Genomic DNA, 20,473 nt, shown 5'->3' with positions numbered 1-20,473 from the left:
TGCCTGCTGCACGTAACAAAACGCCAACCAAGATCCTAAGTCCCCAAGACCCTAAGATCCTTTGTTTCGCAGCAAATATACGAAGAACGGTACGCCGAACAGGGCCGTGACCAAGCCCACGGGCAACCCAGCCGGCGGATACAGCAAGCGGGCCAGCAGGTCGCAGGCCAGCAGAAAGTTGCCGCCAAGCAGCGCGCAGAACAGCGGATTGGCCCGGCCCGTGACACCCAGCAGCCAGCGGGTGAGGTGCGGCACTACCAGTCCCACGAACCCCACAGGCCCGCATAAGGCTACCACACAGCCGGTTAGCACCGATGCCGTAACAAGGAGCAGCCAGCGGGTACGCGCCACATCTACGCCAAGGCCCTGAGCCCGCTCCTCCCCTAACATCAGGATGGTGAGGTCTTTTTGCAGGAAAACAAACAGCCCCAGCGCTGCCGCCAAGGCCACAGCCGGATACGGTAGCACCTCCCACCCGGCCCGCTCGAAGCTACCCGCCGCCCAAAATGTAACGCTCCGTAGTTTCTCTTGGGTGGCCGATAGGAAGGTAAACACCCCGCCAACAGCCGTAGTGAGTGAACCAACAGCCACGCCGGCCAATAGCAGCTGCGCCGGAATAATCTGGCCGCGCCGCGTGCCCACGGCCACTACTACCAGCGTGGTAGCAAGCGCCCCAGCCAGCGCAAACAGCGGCGGCAGGTAGAAACCGCCCCAGGTAAGACTGGGCAGAAAGGAGAAGCAGAAAATAGCCCCCAATGAGGCCCCCGAAGCGGTACCCAGCAAGTAGGGGTCGGCTAGGGGGTTATTGACCATGGCCTGCATGAGGTAGCCGCTGAAGGCCAAGCCACCGCCCGCCAGCAGGGCCAGCACAATACGCGGCAACCGCAGCTCTACCAGCACCAAATGGGTGGGATTCTGCGGATTGTAGTGCGTTAGGGCGTCACCAATCAGCGCGTAGTCGGTGTCGTAGCTGCCTACGCGCATGCCTAGCACCACCAGCGCCAGCATGAGCAGCAGGCTGGCCAGAATCCAGGGCAGAGCACGTCGGTTCATGGAGTAGGGTAGGCTTATTGATTCTCTGTGACTTTGGCGCTACGGCTATTTATTGGATACCAGCTTCTGCAACTCGCGCACCGATTCCACTACGCGGGGGCCGGGGCGCTCCATTAAGTCGCCGCTGATGCCGTACACGCGGCGCGTTTGGTAGGCGTTGATGCGCTTTAATTCCGGATAGTTTTTGAAGAACGTGCTATCCAGCTTACCGAAGCTGCCGCCGATGAGCACATCGGGGTTCAGCTTGAGAATGTACTCGCGGGTGAGGGCTGGGTAAGGCTGGGCAAATTTTTCGGTTACGGCGTTCTGCCCGCCCGCCACCTTGATTTTGTCCGTGAACAGCGTGTTTTGGCCATACACATAGATGGGGTCCTGCCAGGTGATGGCCAGCACGCGCGGGCGCGACTGGTTTGCGGGAGTCACTTTGGTAATAGCGGCTAGTTCGGCCTGCAACGAATCGGTGAGGTGGCGTGCCTGGGACTGCCGGTGCAGGATGCGGCCTAAGTCGCGCATACCCCGAAACACGTCGTCGAGGCTCTGGAAGCGCTGGTAGTACACAGGCACGCCAAATTTCTCCAGCCGCGCCGCGTCATCGAGCGAGGTAATGCCTTCCACGGTGAATACTACGTCGGGGTGCAGGGCCACCAACTTTTCCATATCCAGCGGGTAGCTGTTCACGACATGCTTGCGCAGTACGGCCGCCGGATAGTCGCAGACCTGGGTGCGGGCAATGATGGTGGCCGTATCGGCTACGGCGTACAGCATTTCGGTCATGGAAGGGGCCAGCGCCAGTACGCGGCGTGGCCGGGCTGGCACCGTGAGCTGGCGGCCCAGGTCGTCGCGCAACTGTTGGGTCTGGGGTTGTGTTGCCGCAGCCGGTTCGGTGGCTTCGGTGGCTTTCGGCTTATCGGGTTGGCAGGCCAGCGGCAGCCAGAGGAGCGGCAGCAGCTTCAGGAGCCGGCGCGAAGAAAGGTGGAGCATGGCCGCAAAAGTCACAGATTTAACTTGAATTTGCGGGATTATGCGGACGAAGCTCAGCTGAAAGTTTGTGTTGAGAGGTAGGCGGGCTTGTTCGGCTGTCCACAATCGAACCCAGACCACAGCCTAAGCCTAAAACAGATTTTCGGGTTTGAAGGCGTTACCTTCGTTCAGTGAAGCCCGTTTAGCATGGGCCTGCATCTGTGATTTAACTTCTTCTCCTATGATAGTTGTAACCGGAGCGGCCGGCTTTATTGCCAGCTGCCTTGTCACCCGCCTCAACGCCGCCAACTTCAACGACATTGTGGTGGTGGATAATTTCGCCGAGGAGCGCAAGCTCGCCAACCTGAAAGGCAAGCACCTGCGCGAATACGTGGACCGCACCGAGTTTTTTGACTGGCTGGACACCAACCACGAGCAGGTGGAATTCATCTTCCACCTCGGGGCCCGCACCGACACCACCGAGCAGGACCGCGCCGTGCTGGATTTGCTGAACCTGAACTACTCCAAGCAAATGTGGCAGGCCTGCGTGAAGTACCAGCTGCCGCTGGTGTACGCCTCCTCGGCGGCTACGTACGGCTCGGGCACGCTCGGCTACTCCGACCAGGACGAGGCCCTGCTGCCGCTGTACCGCCCGCTCAACCCCTACGGCGACTCCAAGAACGACTTCGACAACTGGGCGGTGAATCAGGAAGAAAAGCCGTTTTTCTGGGCTGGATTGAAGTTTTTCAACGTGTACGGCCCCAATGAGTACCACAAGGGCCGCATGGCATCGGTGATTCTGCACGCGTTTGAGCAGATTCAGAAAACGGGCTCGATGGTGCTGTTCCGCTCCCACAACCCCGACTATACCGACGGCGGCCAGATGCGCGACTTTGTGTATGTGAAGGACGTGGTGGAAGTGTGCTACTTTCTGATGCAGCACCGCCAACACTCCGGCATCTACAACCTGGGCACCGGCGAGGCCCGCACTTTCCTGGATTTGGCGTTGAACACATTTACCGCCCTGGACCGCACTGCCGACATCCAGTTCCGCGACACGCCCGAAGACATCCGCGACAAGTATCAATACTTCACCCAGGCCGATATGAGCAAGCTGCGCAGCGTCGGCTACGACCGGCCCTTCACCTCACTGGAAGCTGGCGTGCAGGACTACGTGCGCAATTACTTGGTGCCCGGTGTTTACCTGTAATTCTGCTGCACCCAGAAAACGGGGTTCATTTCCGTTACTTGCCTGCGGCCTACTTCTTCTATAAACAGAATTACTCGGCTTTTATGGAACACTATCATGCATTGATTCGGAAAGCATACGCGGCGTTTAACGCCCGCGACATCCCAACCGTGCTAACCACTTTTCACCCGCGGGTGCGCTGGTCGAAGGCATGGGAAGGGGATTATGCAACCGGCCACAACGAGGTACGCGCCTACTGGCTACGGCAGTGGCAGGAGCTAGACCCACACGTGGAGCCGACCGGCTTCAGCGAGCGGGAAGATGGCAAGCTGGAAGTGGCTGTGCACCAAGTAGTGAAGAACAAGCAAGGGCAGCTGCTGTTCGATGGGCAGGTGAAGCATATCTATACCATCCAGGACAACTTATTCAAGCAGATGGACATCGAGCAAGTACCGTAAGGTAACATGCCTTGCTATGAGTCCGGTTCACACGTGCGCTACTGTAAAAGGCCGCCTGACGATAATAGTCAGGCGGCCTTTCGTGTTTATGAATAGGTCCACTCGTTAAGCAGCCATTTCGTCGTCATCGTTGGGGTACAGCGGCAACACGGGGGTTTCCGGCATTGCTGCGGGGAAGGTAGGGATGAGCGACGGCGCTACCGTGTTGGCGGCGTTGCTGCGGCGCAGGGCGCGCATCAGCAGATACCGGTATTTCTCGGCATCGGCGAGGGCCGCCTCAACGGCTTGTAAGGCGTCGTGGTAGCTAACTACGGGTACTTCCTCAGCAGATTCGCCCGTAGGATACGTAAGGTTGAAAACCGGGCATTGCAGGTATTCGGCGGGCGTTTTCATGGGCGTGAGCTTGGTTGAATTCTTATCGACTGTATAACAGAAGCCCCCCTGTTTTCATTCCTTGGCGCCAAAGATTTTAGCCGGTTTATCTGCAATTAATACCCTTGATTATCAGTATATTATCTTCAACACCAACTTCCCGAACTGTTGGCCTTGGTCCATGCGGCGCAGAGCAGCTTCGCCCTCAGCCAACGGAAACGTTTCGTCTATAACAGGCACTAGCTGATGCTCATCAAAAAAGCGCAGGAGGCCGGCAAAATCTTGCTCGGTGCCCATAGTCGAACCTAGTAAGGAAAGCTGTTTCCAGAACACCTTGCGGGCGGCCAGCATCGGTACATCACCCTGGGTGGCGCCGTAGAACACAATGCGGCCGCCAGGAACTGCCGCGTCGAGCAAGTTGCCGAAACCGGGGCCGGCGGCGCTGTCCACTACCACATCGAACCCGCCACCGGCTTGCTTGGCAAGCTCAGCGGGCCATTTTGCGGTGTGGTAGCTGATGCCGCCTTTGGCACCCAGCGCCACGGCCTTCTCAATTTTCTCTTCTGAGCTGGAAGTAACCCACACTTCGGCGCCCACGGCTACGGCCATTTGCAGAGCCAGCAAGGCTACTCCGCCGCCCACGCCACTAATAAGCACCCGCTCACCGGGTTGCAAGGCCGCCCGCGTAAACAACGCCCGATACGCCGTGGCCCCGCCCAGCGGCAAGGCGGCAGCCTGCTCGAACGATAAATGCGCCGGCTTGGGCTGTACGTAATGGGCCGGCACGCACACGTATTCGGCAAACGTGCCATCATTCGGCAAGCCCAGGATGGTGAAGTCGCGCCCTTGGGCGGCGGGATTGTCGCCCCAATTATGGCCCGGATTGATGATTACCGCCTGGTCGCGCAAACTTTCATCGGCCCCCTCCCCTATTTCGGTTACAATACCTGCACCATCTGAACCCAGGATGATGGGAAACTTAAGCCCGGCGTACTGGCCCTTCTGAATCCAGACGTCGCGGTGGTTGAGGGCGGCGGCGTGCAGGCGAACTTGCACTTGCTTGGGGCCGGGCTGGGGAGTGGGTACCTCCCGTAGTTGAACTGGTTGATTGGTACCGTCGAGGACGAGGGCTTGCATACGCATGGAATGGGTGAGAGTGATAGAGAGTGAAAGCCAGAAACGACAAGGTACAGCTTACAGGAACCGGGCTTTCAGCTCGGGGGTAGGCAGCCAGCAGCTTTCCTTCCGGCCAAACCACTGGTACCGATGCCGAGCAATAAAGCGGTACACCCAGTCGCGGAGGAGGCGCGGCACCAGCATTCCGGCGTAGAGCAGTGGCCACGGCCCCCGCAACCGTCGCAAGACGCGCAAGGCCGCCGTGGAATGCGTGTAGACTCGCCCGTTTTCAACGAGCATCACGGTTTCGGGCTGGATGACGGCGGGTATGCCGTGCTGGGCCAGCAGTTGCCGCCCCGCTTCCGACTGCAAAGACGTGAACTGAAAACGGCCGGCGGGGTCGTGGTTGATAACGAACTGCACGAAGCCGTTGCAGAGGTTGCACACCCCATCGAACAGAATTACGGCGGCGGGAGAAGCCATAGTAGTAGTCTAAAATCTGACAAGCCGCCTTTCTTACGAAGCCGGCCGTAGCCTCAATACGCAGCCCACCGGAAGCTGGTGGCGCTTCTGTAACCCAAGTTGGGTGCTGGTGGTTTTGGGGCTTCAGCCAATAGCTCTACGGACAATCTAGAACGGTTTCCGGGTCGGAGTACAGGTGGCACGCGGTAGGGGGCGAGGCTGGCCCCCTACCGCGTGCAAGCGCCGTTTCACCGGTTCCGTTCGACGACGGGCGGGGGCCAGCCCCGCCCCTACCGCCAAAACCGCTCTAACCACCTACCAGGCGCGCTTCGGCCGCAAAGACAGTATTAACCTGGGCCGTCTTTACAGCCGAAGCGTAGAAGGAGTGCAATCTTTTTGTTTTCTTTTTTATGGATGTAGCCTATTCATTCCCTGTATCAACCTTATAGCAACTGCCTTATTGGGCGCCGCCCTTACGCTCAGCTCTTGCAGTGGCGGCAGCAGCGTAACCTCAGGAACGGGTGCGGGCAACCCCGGTGGTACCACGGGCTCCTCCACCGCTGGCAGTGGCGCAACAACTGGCGGTCAGAGCTAATAGCCTGCTGTAGCTGCATACGGCCAAGCATAACTAATACCGCATCACCAAGCAGCACAATGTACTGATTTACAATAATATACAAACATCTTACCCAGTATTTTCCGCAAAGGAAGTTTAAAAATGCGTATTTATTCGTACCCGCATTTTTGGCTGTTTGCCGGCCCGGTATCGTAGAAGCACCTATTGTTACCTATCACCCAACCACTTCCACCTTTCCTGCTGTTCTTTTAGCTATGAAAAAGTCCTCTTTCCTTCTCTCCGCCGCTCTCATCACTGCACTAGTAGCTGCTTCGGGTAGCTCGGCCCTGGCCCAAACCACTACGGGCGGTACCACTGCCGGCACCACCGCTGGCAGCATGACCTCCGGCACCACCACAGCCGGTACCACCTCCGGCACCATGACCTCCGGTACTACCTCGGGCACCACGTCCGGCACTATAACCTCGGGCACCACTGCCGGCACCACTTCGGGTTCGATGACTTCCGGCACCACCTCGGGTAGCACCAGTGGTTCGACCACTGGCTACGGTACTACGGCTGGTTCGATGACGTCGGGCAGCACTACTACCGGCACCACGTCGGGCCGCCGGAGCGGCACCACTACCAGCGGCAAAGTACGGGGCAGCAAAAACTCGGGCCGTACTACCAGCGGCATGACCACCAGCGGTTCTACCACTTCGGGCTCTACCAGCGGCAGCACCACCCGCTAACCCATATGCCGGCTTATTTTTATTAGTCGGTTGAAAAGGCGGAAAGGTTGATCATTGGAAACAATGACTGCCTTTCCGCCTTTTTTTGGCTGTTCGTTTTCGAGTTCCGTTAGTTGATCTATGCCTGCCCTGTTAGCTGCTCTCCGCCGTCCTTTTGTTTTTGATTTGCGTGCCCTGGCGCTGTTGCGCGTTGCCGTGGCAGCCGTGCTGCTCACCGATTTGGCCATCAGAAGCACCGATTTGGAGGCGCACTACTCCAACATGGGCGTGCTGCCGTTGCAGGTGCTGTTCGAGCACAACTGGAACCCGTACGAATTTTCGTTGCACAGCAGCAGCGGCTTGTGGCAGGTGCAGGCCGTGCTGTTTGGCATAGCCGCCGTGGTAGCCGTGGCGCTACTGCTCGGCTACCACACCCGGCTGGCCACGGCGGTATCGTGGGTGCTGCTGGTGTCGTTGCAGAACCGGAACCCGCTCATCTCGCAGGGCGGCGACGACCTGTTGCGGATGCTGTTGTTCTGGGGCTTCTTTCTGCCTTGGGGCCGCGTGTACTCCTGGGATGCCCGTAAGCGGCCCGTACCCACCGAGCTAACCTACTTCAGTGCTGCCACCGTGGCCTACGTAGTGCAGATAGCCGTGGTGTACTGGTGCACGGCGCTGCTCAAATCGGGCGCGGAATGGACCACCGAAGGCACCGCCCTCTACTACGCCCTCAGCCTCGACCAAGTGCTGATGCCCGGCGGCAAGCTTATCTACCCTTACCCCGAGCTGCTGCGGTTTCTCACCTTCGCCACCTACTACCTGGAAAAGTTTCTGCCGTTTGTGCTGTTTCTGCCGTTTGGAGTGCGGTGGTGGCGGCTGCTGTTTGTGGGCGTGATGTTCGGCTTCCACATCGGCATCAGTTTAACGCTGTTTGTAGGGCTATTCTTCCTGATTAATCTGGCCTCGGTACTGGGTTTGCTGCCCCCAGTGGCCATGGACTGGCTGGAGCGCCGCCTGGTTCCGGCCGCGCAGCAACTGCGGCCGCACGTGGCCGCCCGCTTGGCTCCCTGGCGGGCTCGGTTGGCTGGTTGGCAACGCCCGGTCAGCTTCCAAATCAGCTCCTCAATGGAGGTATCGGCGGGGATGCGCCAACTGCTGCGGAGCGTGCGTGAGGGGCTAGTGGTGGGCGTGCTGGTGTACGTGTGCTGGTGGAACCTCGACAACATCGTGAACCAGCGCTGGACCATGAAAGAACCGTTGCGCTGGTTGGGCTACCTCGTCCGCATCGACCAACACTGGGGCATGTTTGCGCCGGCCGTGTTCAAGGATGATGGCTGGTACATTCTGGATGCCACCACCACCGACGGCCGCCACCTCGACCTGAACCGCCGCGGCCAGCCCCTCACCTACGATAAACCGGAATCAGTGATGCGCCTGTTCAAAAACGACCGGTGGCGCAAGTATTCCGAAAACTACCTGTTTGTCTCGAATGCCTACATGCGGCCGTATTACTGCAACTACCTGCTCCGCATCTGGCGCGAACAGCCCGGCAGTTCCCCGTTGCGCCACCTCGACGTGGTGTATATGAAAGAAATTTCCCTGCCTAATTACAAAACAACCAAGCCTACCCGCGAAGTGCTCTGCGGCTGCGACGCGGCGAGCGAATAAGCAATAGCCAGCCGACCTGGTAACGCACATCGACGAGAAAGCCGTACCCGCTCAAAGTCGCTACGTGGGCCATCCAACTCAAGCCGACGAAAGTGGTGTGTTGTTGGTGCTGCCGCCGGTTGAAACCAATTTACCTATCTGGCTAGTTGGGGCGAGCCTGGCAATGGCTGGCACCATCTGGCTTTCGCGCAACAGCCACAAAGTAGTCGCCTGCGGTGAATCCCGCCGGCTTAAGCGCCCGGCTTATAATTCCTCCACCATATACTGTGGGTAGGCAGCTGGCATAGTATGGCTGTGGTGTTATTCACAATGGCTGTTCCACTTTGGTGGGCAGCCTTTTTTTTGTTGCCGCGCCATAAAATAATCAAGTAAAAATATAATACTTTTCCGATAATCAACCAGATAACACTTTATTCAATTATCAACTCAGCGGCATCAATTCTTCGTTTCGTAAATTGCTTCAACAAACAATAAATCAGCCTATATTGCTTTACTACAATCTATTTATTAATTAACAAGACTTCTCAAAATCATCAACTCAGCACATTAATAAATTGAATAAATCTTATATCAAAACAACAATCGACATTCAAATACATCAGCCCCCTGCGTAATCCCTCATAGCCCACTATGAAATCAATTCTACCTGTTTTCTCTCTGCTGCTTCCGGCCGCGCTTTTAAGCGGCTTGCCCCGGACCGCCACGGCCCAATCGACTACTGCAACGGCGCTGTACGTGAACGACGGCAGCACCACCGGCGACATGTTTACGAGTGCGACCGGCAACGACGTGACTGGGGATGGCTCGGCGGCGGCTCCCTTCGCCACCGTGTCGCGCGCCCTGTTGCAAGCCGACCTCAGCACCCAAACTATTTTCATTGATGCGGGCACCTATACGGAACGCATTGCGCTCAACAAGCCCGTGAGTTTGCAGGGGGCCGGCACCGCCACCGCTCAGCCAACCAGCGCCACCATCTTCGATGGCGGTTTGCTGCCAGCGCCCACCCAAACCAACGAAGCCGGCCTGCTGATAACGGTAAGCGGCGGCACCAGCGGCCGGCCCCTCACCATTGCCGACCTCACGTTTCAAAACTACGATTTTGGGGTGCAGGCCGATGGCAGCAATCCGCAGGCTCACTTCCTGCTGGAAGACCTGGAAACGGTGCACAACCGCCGGCAAGGCATTTTCTGGCGCAGCTTAGGCGGCGTCGAGCACCTGACGTTTCGGCGGGTACGGGCTGCTTATACCGCCGAAGGCACGAACAGCAGCGCCAACGGGGCCGGCCGGGGCCTGTTTTTGGTGAATGGCCACAAAGCGGATATCCTGATTGAAGGCAGCACATTTGAAATGAACCGCCGCGGCGGTATCGACATCAACGACGGCAGCGTGAGCAACCTGACGGTACGCAACAACCAGTTCAGCCAAAACGCGGGCGGCGCGCTGGTTGTATTGGGCGCTGCTGGCTCGCGTAGCGGGGGCAGTTTTACCAGTATTGCCGCTCTTATTGAAGGCAATGCCATCCGCAACAACGCCTCCAACGGCATGGAGTTGAAGGCCTGCACCGGCAACGGCCAAGGCCGGGGCGCGGGCAGCTTCGTGGTGCGCAACAACTACATTGCCCGCACCATTGGGGCTCCTACCAGCCTGACCGAGGACAACGCCGGCATGGCCTTCATCGACCGGGACCGGAACGTAATTGCCACCGGCGGCGGTGTAAACGGCGACCTTATCACTGGCGGCGCCTACCTGGAAGGCAATACTATCCGGGGTTATCTGGCCGATGCAAACAGCTCGAATTTCAATATCAACGGCTTCGGGATGGTGCTGGAAGGCGGCCAGAACAAAGTGTTCGGCAACGTGGTGGCGCAGTGCCAGCGGGCCGTGCAGGTGCAGGACCGCCCCGCCAACAGCACCGGCTACACCCCGTTCTTCGACAGCAGCCGCAACGGGCTGGTGGTATCCAGCGGCGACAGTATCCGCGGCAACCGCCTCGACAGCTGCGCCACCGCTATCCGCACCGTGAACCTAACCAATCCGGTTGATGCCTCGCTGAACTGGCTGGGCGCTACTACTGCCACGGCCGTGCGCGGCACGGCGGGCACGGGCGGCCTCGTTACCACGCTGGCCGGACCAGCCGCCAGCTTCGCCGAGCAATCGGCTTTTGCGGCAACTGGCCGGATTGATTACTCGCCCTTCCTTGGCAGCAACCTGGATGCCGGGGCGGCCACTGGCTTTCAACCCAGCCTTGCTCAGCTAACCGTTGATGCCTACAGCCCGCAATCCTCAACCGATGCGCCGCTGGCCGAAGGGCTAGCGCTGGTGACGGAAAACGGCACGCTTGGGTTGAGTGCCGCCGCCTACAACGAAAGCATCAGCCTCAGCAAAAACCTGACGCTGACCGCCGAAGCCACTACCACCTTGCGTGACCTGACGCTTAATGGCGCCGGCAAAGTTCTTACGCTGGGTGCTCCCCTCACCGTAACCAGTGCCCTCACCCTCACCAACGGCCTGATTAGCACTACGGCCAGCAACTTGCTTACCCTTACCGACCAAGCCACGGCCACCGCAGGCAACGCCACTTCCTATGTGGAAGGGCCGTTGCGCAAGGAAGGCCAGCAGGCTTTCGTGTTTCCGTTGGGCAAGGGTGGGCAGTGGGCGCGCTTGGGCATTTCGGCCCCGGCTAGCGCCACCACGGCTTTCACCGCCGAATACGTAGCCACTCCGTATGCAACCCGCACTGCCAATGCACCGCTGAGCGAGGTAAGCGCAGTGGAACATTGGATTCTTGACGGGGCTGGTACGTCCAATGCGGTGAGCGTGCAGCTGTTCTGGGAAAATGCCTTCCGCAGTGGCATCGACAATTTCTCGACGGATTTGCAGGTGGCAGCTTTCAACGGCAATACCTGGGAAACCGCGGGCAACGGCGGCGTGAGCGGCAGCCTGAATGCCGGGGCAGTGGTATCGGCGCAGCCGGTTAGCGGCTTTACCACGTTCACGCTCGGCTCCCTGTCGCCGGCTGTCAATCCGCTTGCCACCCAGCTGCTTTCCTTCACCGCCGACCAGCCTACTCCCGGTACCGTGGCCCTGGAATGGACGCTGCCGAGCGAGGATAATACGTTCGGTTACGCGGTGGAGCGCTCCACTCCTGGCACCGCCTGGCAGCAGATTGGCTTTGTGGCCAGCCGGGGCGTTACGCCACAGCCGCTGGCTTACACTTATCAGGACCGGAGCACGCAGGGCTTGACCCAGGCCGCCTACCGCTTGCGCCAAACCAATGCGGCTGGTGTGGCACGCTACTCGGCAGTGGCATCGGTGGCTATTACCAGCAGTCCGCTGGCAACTACTAGCCTTAGCACAATTCAGTTTTCGGTGTTTCCTAACCCAGCCAGCCAGCGCGTAACGGTGCGTTTGTCGGCGGCGGCCAATGGCCCGGCCCGCGTGTTGCTCACCGACCTGAGTGGCCGCACGGTGCTCACTCAGAAGCTACGCGGCAACACCGACGCTGAAATCAACCTACCGGCTTCGCTTTCAACGGGCGTGTATTTGCTGCGTGTGGCAGCCACTGGTTATTCCAGCAAGCCACAGCGGCTGGTTGTTCAATAATCTCACACTTGCCTAAACGGCGTTTTCAGCAACGGCCCTTCCTTGATTTCGAGGGAGGGCCGTTTATTTTTCCACTGTCCTTCCGACGCAGGAGGAATCTGGGTATAATCGTTGACCAGTTTCACTCAGATTCCTCCTGCGTTGGAAAGACAAGCTATTTGAGTAGGGATTACTCGATGGGCAGCAAGTCGCAGTACCAGAAGCCGGCGGCGTAGGGGTCGGGGGCATCTTCCTGCTGGCAGCTGGCCTGGCGGTTGGCGGGCGGCTGGTAAGTGCGGCGTACTTTCTCGCCATACTCGAACGGAATAGGCGACGTGAAATACGGCGCGTCGAACACGAAGCTGTGGTACTCGCCGTTTTCCCCGCAGGCATCTACGCCGGGTGGCAGGTCGCGCAGGAAGTCGGCATCGAGCAGGCGGCCGCAGAAGCTGGCATCCAGAAACTTGTCGTTCACGCAAACCACCACCGCCTTGAAACCCAGGTCGAGGTACTCACGCAGTAGGTCGGCGCTGGGGCGCTGCCAGAGGGGGAAGACGGCTTCCATACCGATGCTGGCGAGTTGCTGCTCGCGGTACTGGCGGAGGTCTTCCAGAAAAATGTCGCCGAAGATGGAATGCCGAATGCCTTTCGCTTGGAGCGGTGCCAGCGTGGCGCGCATAGTCCGCTCGTAGTCTTCCATACCGGGCATTTCGGGGAGTTCCAGCTTGGTAAGCGGCAGCCCGATGCGCTGCGCCTGCTGCGCCAGCAACTCCAGCCGGACACCGTGCATGGACACGCGCTGAAAGTGCGCATTAACGCTGGTAAGCAGGTCGGTGACGTGGAAACGGGGGTTGCGAAGGGCGTGGTAGAGGGCCAGGGCCGAATCTTTGCCGCCGCTCCAATTCATCAAGGCAGGAACTGACATGCGGTAAAGGTAGACCGCCGCCCGATATTGCCGCAACCGCAGCGCCTTGCCCTACGTTGGGTTAAGCAGCCGCAGCTGCTTGTTTTTGCGCCGGCCTGCTTCGTCTGTTTTCCCTATTCCAACCACTTCCTATGAAACGCATTTCTCATCTGCTGCTAGCCGTTGCGGCCGTGGCCTCGTTGGCCGCCTGCGACCGGCAAAAATCCCCCGGCAAAGACCCGCAAGTCACCGAAGATTTCTCTGATGCGCCCCCCGCTACCGTCAACGAAACGGACCGCGACAGTATTTCGGGCGGGCAGCGGGTGGAAGCCCCAGCCGGTAAAGGCTCAGCCGCCGATCAGCAAGCTAACCAAGGCAATGCCGATGCCGCATTGGAGTCGTCGCCGAGCAACCCCAACTCGCCACCCAACCGCATGCCCAAAGAATCAGAAGAATCTAAATCGAAAGGCCGCGAATAACTCGTTGCTTCTTCATAAGAAAGCCCGCCAATTACGCAATTGGCGGGCTTTTCTATGTTATGCGGGGAAGCAGGCTACAGGGCCCGGCCGGCTGGTAATCCTAGCGCCGTGCCTTTTGAGAGGGCAAAACCAGCGCCCAGCACCAGCGCGTCTTCGAGGCCACCTACTAAGGAAAGCGGTAGGCCTGACTGCTGAGCTGATTTCTTTCGCAAGTACAGACTGGCATACGTGGCGGCTACCGCCATAGCGCTGCCCAGCAGCGCGCCTTTCAGGGCGCTGTCGTGGTTGATTTTATAAAGCGTGGCCCCCACCAAAGCCCCGGAAAGCGCCCGGCCCGCCAACACAGGCGGCGCGGTACGGTCAGGGGCGTCGGGCATTTTGTCGCCCACCATCTCACCGGCTGTCATGAGCTTGAGGCCAGTAGCTACCCAGGGCTTCTGCATCCACCGCAACGGCGACTTGGCCAGGGCATGAGGGTGAAATTTGGTGAGGTTGTCGCTCAGCAGCATGGGGGCCGTCATGCTTCGGAAGCCGGCTAACGTACCGAGGCCTACGGTTTGCCAGAAGTATTTGCTCATCGTATTCGAGTGGTTCAAGTGAAAAGAGTAGCTCTTTAAACGACGAATCAAAGGGAATGACCGAATAGCTTTCGGGTCTTTTTCAGGCGGACAACCCGTTGGGGGCACTTACTTATACTGCGGGCCCTGGCCGGGGCGGGCGTAGGCAAAGGCCCCTACCTGGCTGGCGCGGTAGTAGGTATCGAGGCCGGAAATACAAACGTCGTCGACGGCGGGCAGGTCGAGGGTGCCATCGGGAAGCAGCACGTGTTCGGGCAGGTAGATGTGCTCCACGGTGCCCACCAGCAGCACCGTGCCGTTATGAATCGGCAGCTCTTCTTTCAGGCGCAACCCAATGCCGATGTGGCTTTCGGCCACGTAGGGCGCGGGGAAATCGTCACGGAAATCGGGCGTGAAATGGCACTGCTCGAACTCGGATTCTTCGGCGGGAAAGTCGGCGGAGGTGTAGTGTGCCTGGGCCACGAAACCGGCGTGCACGTGGTTGATGGTGAAGCAGCCGGTGGTTTTCAGGTTCTGGTAGGTGTGGCGCGGCACCGTGGTGGGGCGGGTGATGATGCCCAGCACCGCTGGGGCCGAGCCCAGGTGCACCACCGAGCTGAAAATAGCCAGGTTGGTAGCGCCCTCGGCATCGGCCGTACCGATGAGGTTGGCGGGTTTGTAGCCGGGCAAGGCATTGATGAGGTTGAGACGGAAGACTTTCTCGAAAGCCTGAAGGTCGGCGGGCGTAATGTGGCGCATAGAGGAAAAAGCGTGAAATCAGAAGACGGATGGAGCGAAAAGGCGCAACGTGTACAGGACATTTTGCGGCCTGGTTTGTTACTACGAGCCGCAAGTGTAATTCGACGCTTGCGCTTTCCACCTTTCCATCAAATTTCACTTGCTATGGCCGATTCACCGCAAACCTCTTTCTCTCCTACGTACACCATTGGCGGCGACCTGGCCGTGAACCGGATGGGCTACGGCGCTATGCGCATCACCGGCGACGGTATCTGGGGGCCGCCCCAGGACCACGCCGAATCCATTAGGGTGCTGCAACGGGCCGTGGAGCTGGGCGTGAACTTCATTGATACCGCCGACAGTTACGGCCCCAACGTATCGGAAGAGCTGATTGCCGAGGCGCTGCACCCCTACCCCGCTGGTTTGCTGATTGCCACCAAAGGCGGCTTGTTGCGCACCGGCCCCAATCAGTGGCCCATCAACGCCCGCCCCGACCACCTGCGCGAGGCCCTGGAAGGCAGCCTGAAACGCCTGAAGCTCGACCAAATCGACTTGTACCAGCTGCACCGCATCGACCCGGAAGTGCCGTTCGAGCAGACGCTGGCGTTTTTGCAGCAGGCACAGGAAGAAGGCCTCATCAAGCACATTGGCCTCTCTGAGGTCAACGTCGAGCAAATCAAAAGAGCTCAGGAATACGTGAAAGTGGTGTCGGTGCAGAACATGTACAGCGTGGACAACCGCAAATGGGAAGCGGAGCTGGACTACACCGAGCAAAACGGCATTGCCTTCATTCCGTGGTACCCGCTTAGCGGCGGCAACGAGCAGGCCCTGAGCAAGCTGGAGCAGATTGGGCAGAAGCACAACGCCACCAAGCAGCAGGTGGCCCTCAGCTGGCTGCTGCACCGCGCGCCCAACATCCTCCTCATTCCGGGCACATCCAAAGTGAAGCACCTGGAAGAAAACGTACAGGCCGCCTCCCTTGCACTTACCCCCGAGGACATGGCTGAACTGGAGGCCATCAAGTAGGCTGTAGAAGCTAGACGTAGCGCGAAAATCTGTTTCGCGACGAGCACCGCGAGTATCAAATCTATCCTGACGTTGCAGACGCATAGGAACTCGCGGTGCTCGTCGCGAAACAGATTTTCGCGCTACAATTCGACCAATAAAAAGCGGCGGGTCTCCTGCATGCAGGAGAGCCGCCGCTTTTTGTGGTTTATGAGCTTATTCCTGGCCGTGGGCCCAAGTATCCATCTTGCGCTCCAGCACTGAAAGCGGCATAACACCATCCTTGAGCAGCTCGTCGTGGAAGTCGGTGAGGCGGAAATGCTCCCGGTGCTGGCCGGCGTACTGTTCGCGCAGCTTGTTGTGCTTCACTCCCAGCTGCTTGGCGTATTTCTCGCGCAGCTCCCTGATTTTCAGCTGTCCGATTTTGTAGCTCAGCGCCTGCCCCGGAATGGCCATGTACCGCTCAATTTCGGCGGTGGCGCCGTCTTCACTGATGGCTTCGTTGTCCATCATGTAGGCAATGGCCTGCTCACGGGTCATGTTTTTGGTGTGCATGGCCACGTCCACTACCAGGCGCACGGCGCGGTGCATCTCGTCGCCGAGGGCGCCCATGTACTGGTACGGGTCGGTGTAGACACCCAGCTCCTTGCCCAGGCTTTCGGTGTAGAGCGCCCAGCCTTCGCCCATAGCCCCGTACCAGGCAAAGCGCCGGAACTTCGGCAAGGCTTCGTTTTCCTGCTGCAACGAAATCTGGTAGTGGTGGCCCGGAATGGCTTCGTGCAGAAACAACGACTCCATGCCCGACGTCACGTTGAACTTGGTAGCATCGGGAATCGGAATGTAGAAGATGCCCGGCCGGGAGCCGTCGGGGCTGCCCTGGTTGTACTCGGCCGAGGCCGACGCCTCGCGGAATTTCTCGGTTTCCCGGATTTCAAACGGCGTTTTGGGGGCGCGCCCAAACAGCTTGGGCAGGTTGGGCGTGATGCGCGCCTGAATGCCTCGGAAAGCGTTGAGCACGTCTTCCGGCGTTTTGTAGGGCATCAGCTTGGGGTCGGTTTTCAGGGAAGTGAAGAAGGCTTTCAGGTCGCCTTTGAAACCAACCTGCGCTTTCACCTTTTCCATTTCCGTGCGGATGCGCTTCACCTCGGCCAGTCCGGTCTGGTAAATTTGCTCGGGCGTTTTGTCGGTGGTGGTCCAGCTTTTCACGTAGTAGCGGTACATTTCGGGGCCGCCGGGCACGCCCGCAATGCCGGTAGTAGCACGGGCTTTGGGCGCATACTCTTTCTCCAGGAAGTCGCCGAGCTTGCGGTAGGTGGGCACCAGCTCGTTCATAATGGCCTTCTTATAGTCGGCGGTGATGCGCTGCTGGTCTTCGGCGGAAATGTCTTTCGGAAACTTCTTGATGGGGCCGTAGAACAGACTCTGGGTTGGGTCCGTCACCACTAAGTCGCGCATCTGCGGAATCATCTTCTGCACCAAGGCTTTGGGCAGTACCACGCCGGCTTTCATGCCCTGCCGGAAGTTGGCAATGGCCGTGTCGCCCCACACCGAAAAGCCCCGCACCCGGCCCAGCCAGTTGTCGTAGTCTTTCACCGTTTTGAATGGCTGCACCCCTTCGCCCGAGCCGTACTGGCCCATGGTGATGGGCAGGCCCCAGAACTGCTGAAACGGCATCATCCAGGTGTTCAGCTTCAGGCCTTCCAGCTTGGTTTCCAGGTCGTACTGAAATATGTCGTAGCTGATTTTATCGTTTTCCGACAGCGTGGCCCGCTGAAAAGTCTGGAGTTTGGTGAGGTACTTCTGGTAGAAGGCAGCCAGCTGGGTCCGGAACTCTTTGGTGCCGTCGTTGGGCAATTGGTCGTTGAAGCGGTTGTCGCCCTGGGTGGTAGCTTCCAGCGGAAACAGGCGCGCCTGCTCTTCCCAGTAGCCCGCAAACAGGTCGGGCAGGGTCTTGATTTTGGTCACGTCGGTTTCAATGGGCGTGCTGCCATCGGCGGCAGGCTTCTGTTGGTTGCAGGCACCAAGTAAGGCCACGGCCAACAGGCCGGTGAGTACGCGGGTTTTCATAAGAAATCGGGCAGAGAGGTTTCAGCCCCAAAAGGTACGCGGTTTGGCTCACCTGATGAAACCGGCGGTTTTCCGCTGGGGCCGCGGAGAGCATTATACAGCAAAAGCCCGCCCGAAAGATTCGGGCGGGCTTTTGCGCATTGAGTTGATATTGGTTATTGCGCTATCATGAACTTGCCGTTCATTACGCCTTCCGAAGTAATGGCCTGCACAATGTACATCTGCCGGCTGCTGGCACCAGCTACCTGGATGCGGCGGGTTACAAGGCCAGTGGTCAGGCTAGCAGGGTTTTCGGTGTATACTACGCGGCCCATATTGTCGAGCACACGCAGGGTTTGTAGAGCACCCGCGGTTTGCAGCACAATAGTAAGGCTGCCGTTGTCGCCGTAGGCTTCCAGCTGTTGTTCTACGCTACCAACCTGCACCGGAATAATCTGGCTGTAGCTGAAGGTGCCATCGAGGTCGGTTTGCTTGAGGCGGTAGTAGTTCAAGCCCTTGCGCATACCCCGGTCGGTGGCTACGTACTCGCGGCGGGAACTGGACGTACCAGCCGCAGCCACTTTGGCAACGGCGCTAAAGGTTTCGCCATCGAAGGAACGCTCCACAGTGAAGTCAGCCGAGTTTTTCTCGCTGGCCGTTGTCCAGCGCAGGTTCACTTGGTTGCTGCCGAAAGCGGCAGTGAAGCTGCTCAGCTCCACGGGCAACGGAGCATTGGCGCTGCAATCAAAAGGGTTACCAACAACAATTTCCGATGCAAAGCTAAAACGATTCAAGATGCCCCGTGGTCCGTCAATTATACCGTAAACGTACAGCCTGCCAGTAGTGCCACCGTAAAAATTTATGCTGGAATTACCCTGCGTAATCATCAAGTTACCAAGTATTTCCAGGGTACCCGTGATAATTAAGTCGGAGTTGTTGCCGAACGTGGAGCAGGAACGGGTGCGTACCCGGCCATTGATTCGTCCCTCCGCCTTGTAGTACTCCATTTTAAAGAGGTCGATGCTATACCCGGTGGCACGGTATTCAACCAGTAGCCGGTCTTGCTGACTGCCACGCTGGTCGCCTATTTTTAGTATCCGCTGTCCGTTGTCCGTGAGTGAGCCATTAGCACCAATGGTTAGAAAGCCATCATTACCGCCAACATCATAGTTGATGGTGAGATTAACGGCGTGGTTGATGGTGATGATGTTGTTACCGTTGGGAGCGGGCGTCGAGTTAGCAATTACTCTTCCATTTTGATCGGTGGCTCTCCAAGTGGCAGCATCATCCCAGTTGCCGCTTGCAATGGAGGTGTACCTAGTGATAGTACGTACTGGCGGTTGTGCTTGCACCAAAAGGGTGCACAGCATAAAAAGAAAAGTGAGTAAGGTCGTTTTCATGGTAATCAGGATAAAAGGGTACTTCATCTTCGGCGTCTTACGGTTCAATACGCTTTCAGATGCCTGCTACAGGCTATTTGGATGGGATTTCTCTTATATCGTTCATATTATATCTTGCTTAATAAATATGAATTTAGAGCACTCTTTTTACCTCAACACGCAGCAAACACCACAATCGTATAATTTTTACAATAATACTATTCCTAGATTAACTATGCAATTTTTTTTAAAACTTACTTGATTTTGTTTATTAAATCCAATTAAACTTGATTAATCATATATCATTTTGCCGTTACAAAATGTTGTGCTTAGCTTAAAATCAGGCTTCTGAAAAGGGGCGGCAGCAACCGTTTGGCAACAAAGCAGGTACGGTAGCTGTCTTGCTCTACATTTAACTACTCTCATGGAATCTCTCACTGGAAAAAATGCCCTGGTAACGGGCGCAGGCAAAGGCATTGGCCGAGCCGTAGCAATTGCATTGGCGCAGGAAGGCGCTAACGTGGCCCTATTGGCCCGCACCGAAAGTCAGCTGCAAGAAGTAGCGCAGGAAGTGCAAGCACTGGGCGCAAAGACGGTTATTCTGACGGCCGATATTACCGACCGCGCCGCCGTGGAAGCCGCCGTAGCCCAAGCTCAGACCGAGTTGGGCACGATTGATATACTCATCAACAACGCCGGCATTGGCACCTTTGCCAAGCTAGTGGACATGGATCCCAAGGAGTGGGAAAAGATCATCCAGGTGAATCTATTCGGCACGTATTACGCCACCCGGGCCGTGCTGCCTGGCATGATAGCTCGCGAAACCGGCGACATTATCAATATTGCCTCCACGGCGGGGCAGCGCGGCGCGGCAACTACCAGCGCCTACAGTGCCTCGAAGTTTGCCGTGCTCGGCCTCACCGAATCGTTGATGCAGGAGGTGCGCAAGCACAACATCCGGGTGTCGGCCCTCACGCCCAGCACCGTAGCTACAGAGCTGGCTATCAGCAACAAGCTCACCGATGGCAACCCCGACAAAGTGATGCAACCCGAAGACCTTGCGGAGTTCATTATCTCACAACTCAAACTCAACCGCCGCATCTTTATCAAGGAAGCCGGCATGTGGAGCACGAATCCTTAATTAGTGCTTAGTGCTTAGTGCTTAGTGCTTAGTGCTTAGTGCTTAGTGCTTAGTGCTTAGTGCTTAGTGCTTAGTGC

Annotated in this window: 18 protein-coding genes; 8 read left to right on the top strand and 10 right to left on the bottom strand. The window is 58.0% G+C overall.

What is annotated here, in order from left to right; translation table 11 throughout:
- Positions 1-51 precede the first annotated feature (51 nt).
- Together J0X19_RS24015 and J0X19_RS24010 are read right to left on the bottom strand one after the other, a co-directional pair.
- Positions 52-1,053 (bottom strand): FecCD family ABC transporter permease, encoded by a 1,002-nt coding sequence (locus J0X19_RS24015; protein WP_206986963.1) that lies wholly within the window; start codon positions 1,051-1,053, stop codon positions 52-54.
- Between the two features lie 45 nt (positions 1,054-1,098).
- Positions 1,099-2,034 carry an ABC transporter substrate-binding protein gene (locus J0X19_RS24010; protein ID WP_206986962.1) on the bottom strand — a complete coding sequence of 312 codons (936 nt, stop codon included), beginning with the start codon at positions 2,032-2,034 and terminating at the stop codon, positions 1,099-1,101.
- A gap of 220 nt (positions 2,035-2,254) precedes the next feature.
- Between J0X19_RS24010 and rfaD the strand changes: the two genes are divergently transcribed.
- Both rfaD and J0X19_RS24000 read left to right on the top strand, forming a co-directional pair.
- Positions 2,255-3,223, top strand: a complete 969-nt coding sequence (gene rfaD, locus J0X19_RS24005; RefSeq protein WP_206986961.1) for an ADP-glyceromanno-heptose 6-epimerase — start codon at positions 2,255-2,257, stop codon at positions 3,221-3,223.
- 83 nt (positions 3,224-3,306) lie between these two features.
- Entirely contained in the window at positions 3,307-3,660 is a 354-nt protein-coding gene (locus J0X19_RS24000; RefSeq protein ID WP_206986960.1) for a nuclear transport factor 2 family protein, read from the top strand.
- 105 nt (positions 3,661-3,765) lie between these two features.
- Here the strand turns inward: J0X19_RS24000 and J0X19_RS23995 are convergent, their stop codons facing one another.
- From J0X19_RS23995 to J0X19_RS23985, 3 genes are all read right to left on the bottom strand, one after another.
- Entirely contained in the window at positions 3,766-4,053 is a 288-nt protein-coding gene (locus J0X19_RS23995; protein ID WP_206986959.1) for a hypothetical protein, read from the bottom strand.
- 111 nt (positions 4,054-4,164) lie between these two features.
- The gene (locus J0X19_RS23990) at positions 4,165-5,169 is read right to left on the bottom strand and encodes a zinc-binding dehydrogenase (protein ID WP_206986958.1); all 1,005 of its coding nucleotides are present in this window, start codon (positions 5,167-5,169) and stop codon (positions 4,165-4,167) included.
- A 57-nt stretch (positions 5,170-5,226) separates the two neighbouring features.
- Positions 5,227-5,631, bottom strand: a complete 405-nt coding sequence (locus J0X19_RS23985; RefSeq protein ID WP_206986957.1) for a thiol-disulfide oxidoreductase DCC family protein — start codon at positions 5,629-5,631, stop codon at positions 5,227-5,229.
- An 810-nt stretch (positions 5,632-6,441) separates the two neighbouring features.
- Between J0X19_RS23985 and J0X19_RS23980 the strand changes: the two genes are divergently transcribed.
- The 3 genes from J0X19_RS23980 (at position 6,442) to J0X19_RS23970 (ending at position 12,168) form a co-directional block, all read left to right on the top strand.
- Positions 6,442-6,918, top strand: coding sequence for a hypothetical protein (locus tag J0X19_RS23980; RefSeq protein WP_206986956.1), 477 nt, complete (start codon positions 6,442-6,444; stop codon positions 6,916-6,918).
- 120 nt (positions 6,919-7,038) lie between these two features.
- Positions 7,039-8,565 (top strand): hypothetical protein, encoded by a 1,527-nt coding sequence (locus tag J0X19_RS23975; protein ID WP_242583385.1) that lies wholly within the window; start codon positions 7,039-7,041, stop codon positions 8,563-8,565.
- 630 nt (positions 8,566-9,195) lie between these two features.
- A complete protein-coding gene (locus J0X19_RS23970) occupies positions 9,196-12,168 on the top strand; it encodes a right-handed parallel beta-helix repeat-containing protein (RefSeq protein ID WP_206986955.1) in 2,973 nt (990 codons plus the stop codon).
- A 169-nt stretch (positions 12,169-12,337) separates the two neighbouring features.
- Here J0X19_RS23970 and J0X19_RS23965 read toward each other — a convergent pair whose 3' ends face one another.
- A complete protein-coding gene (locus J0X19_RS23965) occupies positions 12,338-13,072 on the bottom strand; it encodes a Dph6-related ATP pyrophosphatase (protein WP_242583383.1) in 735 nt (244 codons plus the stop codon).
- A 131-nt stretch (positions 13,073-13,203) separates the two neighbouring features.
- Here J0X19_RS23965 and J0X19_RS23960 point away from each other — a divergent pair, with 131 nt between their 5' ends.
- On the top strand, positions 13,204-13,530 hold the full coding sequence (locus J0X19_RS23960; RefSeq protein ID WP_206986954.1) for a hypothetical protein: 327 nt from the start codon (positions 13,204-13,206) through the stop codon (positions 13,528-13,530).
- 74 nt (positions 13,531-13,604) lie between these two features.
- Here the strand turns inward: J0X19_RS23960 and J0X19_RS23955 are convergent, their stop codons facing one another.
- A complete protein-coding gene (locus J0X19_RS23955; protein WP_206986953.1) occupies positions 13,605-14,126 on the bottom strand; it encodes a DUF4126 family protein in 522 nt (173 codons plus the stop codon).
- 90 nt (positions 14,127-14,216) lie between these two features.
- Positions 14,217-14,846, bottom strand: coding sequence for a flavin reductase family protein (locus J0X19_RS23950; protein ID WP_206986952.1), 630 nt, complete (start codon positions 14,844-14,846; stop codon positions 14,217-14,219).
- A gap of 144 nt (positions 14,847-14,990) precedes the next feature.
- On the opposite strand from J0X19_RS23950, the gene J0X19_RS23945 reads away from it, so the two are divergent.
- Entirely contained in the window at positions 14,991-15,851 is an 861-nt protein-coding gene (locus tag J0X19_RS23945) for an aldo/keto reductase (protein WP_206986951.1), read from the top strand.
- Between the two features lie 195 nt (positions 15,852-16,046).
- Here J0X19_RS23945 and J0X19_RS23940 read toward each other — a convergent pair whose 3' ends face one another.
- A complete protein-coding gene (locus J0X19_RS23940; RefSeq protein ID WP_206986950.1) occupies positions 16,047-17,897 on the bottom strand; it encodes a DUF885 domain-containing protein in 1,851 nt (616 codons plus the stop codon).
- A 155-nt stretch (positions 17,898-18,052) separates the two neighbouring features.
- Positions 18,053-19,276 (bottom strand): hypothetical protein, encoded by a 1,224-nt coding sequence (locus J0X19_RS23935; protein ID WP_206986949.1) that lies wholly within the window; start codon positions 19,274-19,276, stop codon positions 18,053-18,055.
- Between the two features lie 403 nt (positions 19,277-19,679).
- Here J0X19_RS23935 and J0X19_RS23930 point away from each other — a divergent pair, with 403 nt between their 5' ends.
- Positions 19,680-20,396, top strand: coding sequence for a 3-ketoacyl-ACP reductase (locus tag J0X19_RS23930; protein ID WP_206986948.1), 717 nt, complete (start codon positions 19,680-19,682; stop codon positions 20,394-20,396).
- The last annotated feature ends 77 nt before the right edge of the window (positions 20,397-20,473 follow it).

Origin of the sequence: Hymenobacter telluris (assembly GCF_017313265.1) — a bacterium.
Lineage (GTDB): Bacteria > Bacteroidota > Bacteroidia > Cytophagales > Hymenobacteraceae > Hymenobacter > Hymenobacter telluris.
This window is presented reverse-complemented; position numbering and strand designations above follow the sequence as displayed.

Bases quoted from the DNA above. Each gene is read 5' to 3' on its own strand.
- J0X19_RS24015 (WP_206986963.1), bottom strand. From the start codon at position 1,053: ATGAACCGACGTGCTCTGCCCTGGATTCTGGCCAGCCTGCTGCTCATG.
- J0X19_RS24010 (WP_206986962.1), bottom strand. From the start codon at position 2,034: ATGCTCCACCTTTCTTCGCGCCGGCTCCTGAAGCTGCTGCCGCTCCTC.
- rfaD (WP_206986961.1), top strand. From the start codon at position 2,255: ATGATAGTTGTAACCGGAGCGGCCGGCTTTATTGCCAGCTGCCTTGTC.
- J0X19_RS24000 (WP_206986960.1), top strand. From the start codon at position 3,307: ATGGAACACTATCATGCATTGATTCGGAAAGCATACGCGGCGTTTAAC.
- J0X19_RS23995 (WP_206986959.1), bottom strand. From the start codon at position 4,053: ATGAAAACGCCCGCCGAATACCTGCAATGCCCGGTTTTCAACCTTACG.
- J0X19_RS23990 (WP_206986958.1), bottom strand. From the start codon at position 5,169: ATGCAAGCCCTCGTCCTCGACGGTACCAATCAACCAGTTCAACTACGG.
- J0X19_RS23985 (WP_206986957.1), bottom strand. From the start codon at position 5,631: ATGGCTTCTCCCGCCGCCGTAATTCTGTTCGATGGGGTGTGCAACCTC.
- J0X19_RS23980 (WP_206986956.1), top strand. From the start codon at position 6,442: ATGAAAAAGTCCTCTTTCCTTCTCTCCGCCGCTCTCATCACTGCACTA.
- J0X19_RS23975 (WP_242583385.1), top strand. From the start codon at position 7,039: ATGCCTGCCCTGTTAGCTGCTCTCCGCCGTCCTTTTGTTTTTGATTTG.
- J0X19_RS23970 (WP_206986955.1), top strand. From the start codon at position 9,196: ATGAAATCAATTCTACCTGTTTTCTCTCTGCTGCTTCCGGCCGCGCTT.
- J0X19_RS23965 (WP_242583383.1), bottom strand. From the start codon at position 13,072: ATGTCAGTTCCTGCCTTGATGAATTGGAGCGGCGGCAAAGATTCGGCC.
- J0X19_RS23960 (WP_206986954.1), top strand. From the start codon at position 13,204: ATGAAACGCATTTCTCATCTGCTGCTAGCCGTTGCGGCCGTGGCCTCG.
- J0X19_RS23950 (WP_206986952.1), bottom strand. From the start codon at position 14,846: ATGCGCCACATTACGCCCGCCGACCTTCAGGCTTTCGAGAAAGTCTTC.
- J0X19_RS23945 (WP_206986951.1), top strand. From the start codon at position 14,991: ATGGCCGATTCACCGCAAACCTCTTTCTCTCCTACGTACACCATTGGC.
- J0X19_RS23940 (WP_206986950.1), bottom strand. From the start codon at position 17,897: ATGAAAACCCGCGTACTCACCGGCCTGTTGGCCGTGGCCTTACTTGGT.
- J0X19_RS23935 (WP_206986949.1), bottom strand. From the start codon at position 19,276: ATGAAAACGACCTTACTCACTTTTCTTTTTATGCTGTGCACCCTTTTG.
- J0X19_RS23930 (WP_206986948.1), top strand. From the start codon at position 19,680: ATGGAATCTCTCACTGGAAAAAATGCCCTGGTAACGGGCGCAGGCAAA.